Consider the following 806-nt stretch of genomic DNA (forward strand, 5'->3'; position numbering starts at 1 on the left):
CCATTTCTGTACCTTCGATATAGGTGATGTTGTCAATGTAAGACATCCCTTCCGCAACACCAAAGCGCCATTGAGTCGGCCAGTTAAAGGTGTAATACGCTTTAATCGCCATAACGTATTCGGTACTAGACGACTGAACATCCGACGACCAATGGTGAACCAAACCAGGCGTTAAATAGATATCAAGAGGCAAACCAAACAGTTCATCAGTCAACGGATGTCCGTAGAAAAACGAAGTGAGCTGATTATCGTATTCATCCTTTTCTGCGTTGAACTTGAAAATGTCTCCCATATTGGAAGGCGTCGCCCAGCCGTGCGCAATTCGCAAATATGGACGATTGTGAAGGTCAGATTTTCGCTCTTTGCCTTTGTCGTTAAAGAAGCCGAAACCGACAAACACTTCACCTTGGTAACGATCTTCGACAATTCCACTCTTGTAAGCTTCGTTGTCTAAGCGCGTCACGCTGGTTTCGCCCAACAAATAGAGGTTAGAAATCACGTGATAACGCGCTTTGATGCCCAGATTAGCATCTGCGCCAGCACCGATTCTTTCCCCTGTCACATCTTTGAAAGCGTAATACTCGCTGTTGAAATCAGAGTCCTTATAACGGATGGTAAAAGATGGTTCGAACTCCCAATCACCCAGCTCGTAATTTGCTGCAATTCTGTAGTTTGAGTGGAACTGAAACTCGTCATCCGTCATCAACTCCACTTCAGCGCGCCAGTTTTCATTGAAGTCATAACGCAGTTGGCCACCAAAATCGACGCGATCACCTTCAAACGCGTTTTGAACGGATTTAGGAATG

The 806-nt window shown here is 45.4% G+C and carries 1 protein-coding gene; it reads right to left on the minus strand.

The annotated features are described in order from the left end of the window. The coding region (locus R7E78_RS25830; protein ID WP_318058568.1) for a MipA/OmpV family protein at positions 1–806 on the minus strand (806 nt) is incomplete at both ends.

Source organism: Vibrio sp. YT-19(2023), from assembly GCF_033337395.1.